This is a genomic window from Cupriavidus sp. WS (assembly GCF_000395345.1).
Classification (GTDB): Bacteria; Pseudomonadota; Gammaproteobacteria; order Burkholderiales; family Burkholderiaceae; genus Cupriavidus; species Cupriavidus basilensis_B.
Map to the genome: position 1 here is coordinate 1 of NZ_AQPL01000578.1, position 8164 is coordinate 8164.

An 8164-nucleotide genomic window follows, 5' to 3' on the forward strand; every position below is an offset into this window, starting at 1 on the left:
CCCGCCGCGCTGCTCGATTGCATGGCGGAATGCCGGGTCGCGTGATTTTACCGTGCCTGCGCGGCGCATCGTGGAAACCCGGCGCGCGGATGGGGGGCGGCGGCCGGAGCGCGCGGCAAAAGACGGCAAAAGACCCCAAAACGGGGCCTCCGGGAGACCTCGAACCGGCCCCAAGACGTCCCCAAGACGTCCCCAAGACGTCCGACTCGGCCTAGCATGGAGTCAACACCATCCACTTTTCCGGGAGCCTTGCCGCCATGCCCGCCTCGACCGTCACTCCAGCCGCCCGCCCGACCCCGCAGGAAGCCGTGGCCGGGCTCTGGCAGGCCGCCGGGCTGCCGCCCGCCGCGCCGGATGCGCTGCGGCTTGCCGGCGCCGATCCGGTGCTGCCTTCCTCGTTCGCCGTGGGCACCGCGGCGCAGGCGGCCATCGGCGCCGCGGCGCTGGCCGCGGCGGCCTTGTGGCAGTTGCGCGGCGGCGGCGCGCAGCAGGTCGCGGTGGACATGCGCCATGCCGCGGCCGAGTTCCGCAGCGAGCGCTACCTGCGCGTGAACGGCGCGCCGGCGCCGGAATTCCGCGACCGGACCGGCGGCCTCTACCGCTGCGGCGACGGCGGCTGGGTGCGCCTGCACACCAATTTCCCGCATCACCGCGACGGCGTGCTGCGCCTGCTCGGCTGCGGCCCCGACCCGGCCGCGGTCGGCGCGGCGCTGTCGAAATGGGAGGCCGAGGCGTTCGAGACCGCCGCCGCCGAGGCCGGCCTCGTGGTGGCGGCCCTGCGCAGCTTCGAGGCCTGGGACCGCCATCCGCAGGGACAGGCCCTGCGCGGGCTGCCGCCGCTCGTGCTCGAGCGCATCGGCGAGGCGCCGCCGCAGCCCTTGCCGGCTTTCCCGGCGGAGAGCGCCCGGCCGCTGGCCGGCGTGCGCGTGCTGGACTTCACCCGCATCATCGCCGGCCCGGTGGCCGGGCGCACGCTGGCCGCGCACGGCGCCGACGTGCTGCTGGTCACGGCGGCGCACCTGCCGTTCATCGCGCCGCTGGTGATCGACACCGGGCGCGGCAAGCGTTCCTGCCAGCTCGACCTGCGCGACCCCGACGACAAGCGCGCCCTGCACAAGCTGCTGCATGGCGCCGACGTGCTGGTGCAGGGCTACCGCCCGCAAGGGCTGGCCGAACTCGGCGTGGGGCCGGAAGCCGCCGCGCGCGCGCGGCCCGGCATCGTCTATGCCACGCTGAGCGCCTACGGCCACGTGGGGCCGTGGGCCGGCCGGCGCGGCTTCGACTCGCTGGTGCAGACCGCGACCGGCTTCAACCATGCCGAGGCGCAGGCGGCCGGCAGCGCGGAACCGCTGCCGCTGCCGGCCCAGGCGCTGGACCACGCCGCCGGCTACCTGCTGGCGCTCGGCGTGATGGCCGCGCTATACCGCCGCGCCACCGAGGGCGGCAGCTGGCACGTGCGCGTGTCGCTGGCGCAGACCGGCCAGTGGCTGCGCGGCCTGGGCCGCGTCGAGGGCGGGCTGCGCCAGCCGGAGCAGCGCTTCGAGGACGTGCGGGACCTGCTGGAGACCATGCCGTCCGGGTTTGGCGAACTGACGGTGGTGTCGCACGCGGCGCGGCTGTCGCAGACGCCCGCGCGCTGGGCGCTGCCTTCGGTGCCGCTCGGCACGCACGCGCCCGCGTGGCTGCCGCGCGCCTAGCCTTGCGCGCCGGTCATGCGCGCCATCCACTGCGCCATGTCGCGCTCGAGCGGCGTGCCGGCGCGCTGCGCGGCCAGGATGCGCTCGCGGTCGGCGGCGGGCCGGTTCTGGCTGAGCTTGAACTTGGCCTCCACGCGCGTCGGCACGATGCGCAGGCCGACGATGGCGCCCAGCATCTTCTGCTGGAAGTCCTCCGGCAGGCCGCGCCACTGCGCGGCATAGTCCGGCTCGTGCTGCGCGATCAGGCGCTTGAGCAGCGCGTCCTTGTCGGCGGCGTCGTGGAGCGTGGTGACTTCCGCGTAGACGTGCACCGCCACGTAGTTCCAGGTCGGCACCGACAGCTTCTGGTCGTACAGCGCGGGCGAGACGTAGCCGTGCGGGCCCTGGAACACCAGCAGCGCGCGCGGGGTCTGCTCCAGCCAGCGCCAGTGCGGATTGGCGCGCGCCATGTGTGCCTCGATGCGCCAGGTGTCGCCGGTGCGCTCGGCCACCACCGGCAGGTGGGTGGCGAAGGGGACGCCGTCGGCGTCGTTGCCGGCCAGGGTGGCGAACGGGTAGCCGCGCATGACGTCGTCGATGGCGTCGGCTTCGGTGCTGGCAAAGTGAGAAGGCAGGTACATGTGGGCGTGACCGGAGTGTGAGTCGTCAATACAGGGTTTGCCGCATGCGGGCGGGCTGGGCCGCGTCATAGGCGGTGCCGTCGATGGCGTCGCGCGTCAGCGTTGCGAGGATGGTGCCGTTGCTCGGCAGGCGGTCGCGCGCCACCTGCGTCTCGGGCGCCCACAGCTTCGAGCGCACCAGCGCGCGGGCGCACTGGAAGAACACCGATTCGATGGCGATCACCAGCACCGTGGCCGGCGCCTTGCCGTCGACCACGCAGCGCGCGATCAGCGCCGGGTCCACCGAGATGGTGGCGGTGCCCGCCACGCGGATGGTCTCGTTGACGCCGGGGATCACGAACAGCAGGCCCACGCGCGGATCGGCCACGATGTTGCGCAGGCTGTCGATGCGGTTGTTGCCGCGGCGGTCCGGCAGCAGCAGGGTGCGCTCGTCGAGCACCTGCACGAAGCCCGGCGCGTCGCCGCGCGGCGAGCACTCGGCGTATTTGCCGCCCACGGTGGACAGCAGGCACAGCGGCGCGGCCTCGATGAAGGCGCGGTAGTGCGGATGCAGATAGTCGACTTCCTTGGCGAGCGAGGCTTCGCCGGCGTCGCCGTAGCGGGCCTCCAGCTCGGCCAGCGTGGTGATGGCGTAGGGATTCATGGCTCGGGCGCCGGGCGGCGCGCGCGGGGTTCTTTTGCGAGGAAACCTGACTGTACCGCAATCCGGCGCCGTCCAGGCCCGACCGGCGCGCGGCGGCCGCGCCGGATGCCGCGGCGTCACATGCTAGAGCGTCACCGTGCCGCGGCCCAGCTCGATCACGCGCCCGCCCACGCGGATGGCCCGCGCGGCCGTGACCTCGAGGTGCAGCGCGCACGGCCGGCCCACGGCCTCGCCCTGGTCGATGCGGTAGCTGGCCGGCAGCGCGCGGCCGCTGGCGATGAGCCAGCCGCCCAGGTTGGCGCAGGCCGAGCCGGTGCCCGGGTCTTCCGCCACGCCGCCGCCCTGCTTGGTGAAGAAGTAGCGCGACACCATGCGTCCGGGCTGGGCGGGGTCGAAGGCGAACACATAGGCGGTCTTGCGGCCCAGGCTGCTCTGCGGCCATGCCTCGAGCCGGCTGCTGTCGGGCTGGGTGCGGTGCACGGCGTCCACGCTGCGCAGCGGCACCAGCAACTGGTCGGCGCCGGTATCGACCCACATCGGCGGCGCCAGCAGGTCCGCCTCGGCCAGGCCGAGCAGGCCGGCCATCTGCGCGTCCGGCAGCCCGGCCGGCGCGGTGCGCGGCGCGCCGGCGTGCGGCGCGGTGAAGGTCCAGACGTCGCCCTGCGCCGTGACCGGCACCACCCCGGCCTTGAATTCGAGCGAGAACGCATCGCCGGCTCCGGCCAGCTCGCGCACCACGTGCGCGGTGCCGAGCGTGGGATGGCCGGCGAAGCGCATCTCGTAGCCGGGCGTGAAGATGCGCACCTGGGCGGCGGCCTGCGCCGAGGGCAGGATGAAGGTGGTCTCGGACAGGTTGAACTGCAGCGCGAGCGCCTGCATGGTGGCGTCGTCGAGGCCGCGCGCGTCTTCGAACACGCACAGCGGGTTGCCGCCGAAGGTCGATTCGGCGAACACGTTGAGCAGGCGGTAGGCGTAGGTGGTCATGTATTTTCCGGAGGAGGGCGCCGGGCCGTGGGTGGCGGACGTCACAGTCTACGGCGCCGGCGCGCGCACGCCATGCACAGTCGTGCCGAAGCCGGCCGGGCCAGTTGCGGACACTATTGCGCTGGCCCGCAGGAAAGCGTCCCGTTGACGGGAGCCGGATCGCCGACGTATCGCCGGTTGCCAAAGGTTTGCTCCCCTCTCCCACGACGTGGGAGAGGGGAGCAAACAGGCGGCAAGTGTGCTGTTGCAGGACGCTCCAACACTACCCGCGCAACCTCAGAACCCCACAGCCTGTCCGTCGCGCCGGCTGTCGCTGGCGGCCACGTAGCCGTGGTCGGCGTCGTCCGACAGGCGCCAGATGAACTGGCCGGAGCCGAAGTCCATGTACGGGTCGTCGACCGACTTGAGCTGATGGCCACGCGCCTTGAGGCCGGCGACCACGGCCGGGTCCATGCTGGCTTCCACGTCGAGCGTGAAATCGCGGTTGACCTTCCAGCGCGGCGCGCAGCAGGCGGCCTGCGGCTGCTGGTTGTAGTCCACCATGCGCACCACGGTCTGCAGGTGGCCCTGCGGCTGCATGTCGCCGCCCATCACGCCGAAGCTCATGACCGGCTGGCCGCCCCTGGTCAGGAAGGCCGGGATGATGGTGTGGAACGGGCGCTTGCCGCCGGCCACCACGTTGGCGGATTTCGGGTCCATCGAGAAGCCCACGCCGCGGTTCTGCAGGCTGATGCCGGTGCCGGGCACCACCACGCCGGAGCCGAAGCCCATGTAGTTCGACTGGATGAACGAGATCATCATGCCGTTCTCGTCGGCGGCGCTCAGGTAGATGGTGCCGCCCACCTTGGGCATGCCGAAGTCGAAATGCGTGGCGCGCTGCATGTCGATCAGCTTCGCGCGCGACTTGAGGTAGGCGTCGTCGAGCATCTGCTCGGGCGTGACTTCCATGCTGCGCGGGTCGGCCACGTAGCGGTAGAGGTCGGCGAAGGCCAGCTTCATCGCCTCGATCTGCAGGTGCTGCGACTCGACCGAATCCACCGGCAGCGCGGCCAGGTCGAACTGGTCGAGGATGCCCAGCGCCATCAGCGCGGCGATGCCCTGGCCGTTGGGCGGGATCTCGTGCATCTCGTAGCCGCGGTAGGACTTGCTGATCGGCTTGACCCAGTCGGGCTTGTAGTCGCGCAGGTCGGCGGCGGTCATGGCGCCGCCGCACTCCTTGCTGAAGGCGGCGATGCGCTCGGCGATCTCGCCTTCGTAGTAGGCGCGGCCCTTGGTGGCGCCGATCTTGCGCAGCGTGTCGGCGGCGGCCTTGAGCGTGAACTTCTCGCCCACGGCGGGCGCGCGGCCGTTGGGCATGAAGGCCTCGGCGTAGCCGGGCTGGTCCTTCAGCTCGGGCACCGCGGCGGCCCACTTGTGCGCCACCACCGGCGGCACGGCGTAGCCGCGCTCGGCGATCTCGATGGCGGGCTCCATCAGGTCGGCGAACGGCAGCTTGCCGAAGCGCTCGTGCAGCGCGGCCCAGCCGGCGATCACGCCCGGCACGGTGACGGCGTCCCAGCCGCGCACCGGGCGCTTGGCGATGCCGTTGGCGTCCACGCCGTACTTGTTCTTGAAGTAGTCGGGGTTCCACGCCGCCGGCGCCACGCCGGAGGCGTTCAGGCCGTGCAGTTCCTTGCCGTCCCACAGGATGGCGAAGGCGTCGCTGCCCAGCCCGCACGAGACCGGCTCGACGATGGTGATGGCCGCCGCCGCGGCGATGGCCGCGTCCACCGCGTTGCCGCCCTTGAGCAGCATGCGCAGGCCGGCCTGCGCCGCCAGCGGGTGCGAGGTGGACACCACGTTGCGCGCGAACAGCGGGATGCGCACGGAGGGATAGGGGTTGGTCCAGTTGAAATTCTGCATGGCTTGTCTCGGTTGCTCGCGTGGCGCGCAGGGGCGCGCCGCCGCTTCTTGTGCGTCTTTCTTATTCGACGGTGATCTTGCGGTCCTTGATGAGCTTACCCCAGCGCGCGCTGTCCTTCCTGACCATCGCGGCGAACTGCGCCGGCGTGCCGCCGACCGGCTCGGCGCCCAGCTTGGCCAGGCGGTCCTTGACGTCCTGCGCCTGGATGGCCTTGTTGAACTCGGCATTGAGGCGGTTCACGAGGTCGGCCGGCATGCCCTTCGGGCCATAGATGCCGAACCACGTGTCGGACTCGAAGCCGGGCAGGCCGGATTCGCTGGCGGTGGGGATCTCCGGCGCCAGCGGCGAGCGCTTCAGGCTGGTCACGGCCAGCGCCTTGAGCTTGCCGTCCTTCACGTGCGGCAGGCCCGAGACGATGCTGTCGAACAGCACCTGCACCTTGTTGGAGATCAGGTCCGGCACCGCCAGCGCGGTGCCGCGGTACGGAATGTGGGTGATGAACACGCCGGCCTGCGCCTTGAAGGCCTCGGCGGTCAGGTGCACCACGGTGCCGTTGCCGCTCGAAGCGTAGTTCAGCTCGCCGGGATGCTTCTTGGCGTAGTCGATCAGTTCCTTGACGTTCTTCACCGGCAGGGCGTTCGGCACCACCAGCACGTTGGTGGCGATGGCCACCTCGCCGATCGGCGTGAAGTCGGTCTCGGTGTTGTAGGGCAGGTGGGTGTTGATGTACGGCCCGATCGAGTGCGTGCTGGTGGTGGCGATCAGCAGCGTGTAGCCGTCCGCCGGCGCCTTGGCCGCCATGTCGGAGCCGATCGCGCCGCCCGCGCCGGGACGGTTGTCCACCACGATCTGCTGGCCGATGTTGCTGCCCACCTTCTGCGCGATCGCGCGCGCCAGCAGGTCGGTGGCGCCGCTGGCCGGGAACGGCACGATCAGGCGGATCGGCTTGTTCGGGAACGTGTCGGCGAAGGCCGGGACGGCGCCCAGCGCCAGGCTCGTGGCCAGGCTCGTGCCCAGCAGGCGCAGCCAGTGTTTCATGATGATCTCCGGATCGGGAAGGCAGGCGATGCGGCTCGCGGCGGGGCCGCGCGCGCTACACCGCCGATGTGGCGGTGATGTGTCGCTTCATTATTCCGTGCGCCCCATCGTAATGAAAGCTAATATTTCTTTCTTGTATCTCAAGATTTTCTTAAGTATCAGCGTGGCGGGAAAGCCTCCTGCCGAGGTCCCATTCCATGAGCACCATCCGTTTCCTGCGTACCTTCGTCGCCGTGGCCGAGCACGGCTCCTTCGCCGCCGCCGCCGAGCAGGTCGCGCTCACGCAGGCCGCCGTCAGCCTGCAGATGCGCGCGCTGGAGATGGAGCTGCGGCGCGAGCTGTTCGACCGCGGCGGCCGGGTGGTGGTGCTCAACGCCGGCGGGCGCGAGCTGCTGCCGCAGGCGCGCCGCATGCTGGCGCTCTACGGCGAGATGCGGCTGCCGCCCGAGGCGCCCGACGCGATGGCCGGCGCGGTGGCGGTGGGCGCCGTGGTCTCCGTGATGGGCGGCCTGTCGCACGTGGTGGCGCGCATGAAGCGCGCCTACCCCGCGCTGGACGTGCGCCTGGTGGGCGCCAAGTCGATCGACCTGGCCGCGCAGGTGGAAGCCGGCGAGCTCGACGCCGCCATGCTGGTGGAAGGCGCCGGCCGCCTGCCCGGCACGCTGGTGTGGACGCCGCTCTACCGCGAGCCGCTGGTGGCCATCGCCGGCCTCGGCATGCCCGGCGTCAGCGCGCGCGAAGCGCTCGCGGCCAACCCCTTCCTGCGCTTCGACCGCGGCCAGCGCACCGGCATGCTGGTCGAGCGCGCGCTGCGCCGCGCCCATCTGCGCGTCAACGAATTCCTCGAGCTGAATTCGATCGAGGCGCTGGTCGAGCTGGTGCGCCAGGAAGTCGGCGTGACCGTGGTGCCGCTGCTGCGGCGCGCGCGCTGGCGCGACGACGAAGCCCTGCGCATCCTGCCGCTGGAAGCCGGCGGCGCGCCGGTGCTGCGCACGGTCGGCATGCTGGAGCGGCGCGACCACGCGCGCCGGCATGTCACGGCGGTGGTGCGCGAGGCGTGCATGGCGTCGTTCGGCGGCGAGGCCGGGTCACGGCCATGAAAAAAGGGTGCCTCGCGGCACCCTTTCGAAGGTCTTGCGGTTGCGGCGGTCCGCCGCGCCGTTGCCGGCTTATTCTTCCTGGAACGCTTCCTCGCGCTTGTTCTTGATCGACGGCAGCGCCACGATCAGCACCAGCACGGCGGCGGCGATCAGCAGGCCCAGCGACAGCGGGCGCGTGA

The 8164-nt window shown here is 71.6% G+C and carries 7 protein-coding genes; 2 read left to right on the forward strand and 5 right to left on the reverse strand.

Going from position 1 to position 8164, the window contains the following annotated elements:
• Positions 1–257 precede the first annotated feature (257 nt).
• Positions 258–1697, forward strand: a complete 1440-nt coding sequence (locus K206_RS0134885) for a CoA transferase (protein WP_029044430.1) — start codon at positions 258–260, stop codon at positions 1695–1697.
• Here the strand turns inward: K206_RS0134885 and K206_RS0134890 are convergent.
• From K206_RS0134890 to K206_RS0134910, 5 genes are all read right to left on the reverse strand, one after another.
• Positions 1694–2317, reverse strand: a complete 624-nt coding sequence (locus K206_RS0134890) for an FMN-binding negative transcriptional regulator (RefSeq protein WP_020206902.1) — start codon at positions 2315–2317, stop codon at positions 1694–1696. The genes K206_RS0134885 and K206_RS0134890 overlap by 4 nt on opposite strands.
• Before the next feature lie 25 nt (positions 2318–2342).
• On the reverse strand, positions 2343–2960 hold the full coding sequence (locus K206_RS0134895) for a pyridoxamine 5'-phosphate oxidase family protein (RefSeq protein WP_020206903.1): 618 nt from the start codon (positions 2958–2960) through the stop codon (positions 2343–2345).
• A 123-nt stretch (positions 2961–3083) separates the two neighbouring features.
• Positions 3084–3944, reverse strand: a complete 861-nt coding sequence (locus tag K206_RS0134900) for a PhzF family phenazine biosynthesis protein (RefSeq protein WP_020206904.1) — start codon at positions 3942–3944, stop codon at positions 3084–3086.
• A gap of 276 nt (positions 3945–4220) precedes the next feature.
• Positions 4221–5846: a gamma-glutamyltransferase gene (gene ggt, locus K206_RS0134905; RefSeq protein ID WP_020206905.1), complete on the reverse strand. Its 1626-nt coding sequence runs from the start codon at positions 5844–5846 to the stop codon at positions 4221–4223.
• A 61-nt stretch (positions 5847–5907) separates the two neighbouring features.
• Positions 5908–6885, reverse strand: coding sequence for a tripartite tricarboxylate transporter substrate binding protein (locus tag K206_RS0134910; RefSeq protein ID WP_020206906.1), 978 nt, complete (start codon positions 6883–6885; stop codon positions 5908–5910).
• A 197-nt stretch (positions 6886–7082) separates the two neighbouring features.
• On the opposite strand from K206_RS0134910, the gene K206_RS0134915 reads away from it, so the two are divergent.
• Complete coding sequence (locus K206_RS0134915) at positions 7083–7985, forward strand: LysR family transcriptional regulator (RefSeq protein ID WP_020206907.1); 903 nt, start codon at positions 7083–7085, stop codon at positions 7983–7985.
• Positions 7986–8164 lie beyond the last annotated feature (179 nt).

What these genes read in the sequence shown, in the direction of transcription:
- K206_RS0134885 (WP_029044430.1), top strand. Translation starts at nt 258, where the DNA reads ATGCCCGCCTCGACCGTCACTCCAGCCGCCCGCCCGACCCCGCAGGAA.
- K206_RS0134890 (WP_020206902.1), bottom strand. Translation starts at nt 2,317, where the DNA reads ATGTACCTGCCTTCTCACTTTGCCAGCACCGAAGCCGACGCCATCGAC.
- K206_RS0134895 (WP_020206903.1), bottom strand. Translation starts at nt 2,960, where the DNA reads ATGAATCCCTACGCCATCACCACGCTGGCCGAGCTGGAGGCCCGCTAC.
- K206_RS0134900 (WP_020206904.1), bottom strand. Translation starts at nt 3,944, where the DNA reads ATGACCACCTACGCCTACCGCCTGCTCAACGTGTTCGCCGAATCGACC.
- ggt (WP_020206905.1), bottom strand. Translation starts at nt 5,846, where the DNA reads ATGCAGAATTTCAACTGGACCAACCCCTATCCCTCCGTGCGCATCCCG.
- K206_RS0134910 (WP_020206906.1), bottom strand. Translation starts at nt 6,885, where the DNA reads ATGAAACACTGGCTGCGCCTGCTGGGCACGAGCCTGGCCACGAGCCTG.
- K206_RS0134915 (WP_020206907.1), top strand. Translation starts at nt 7,083, where the DNA reads ATGAGCACCATCCGTTTCCTGCGTACCTTCGTCGCCGTGGCCGAGCAC.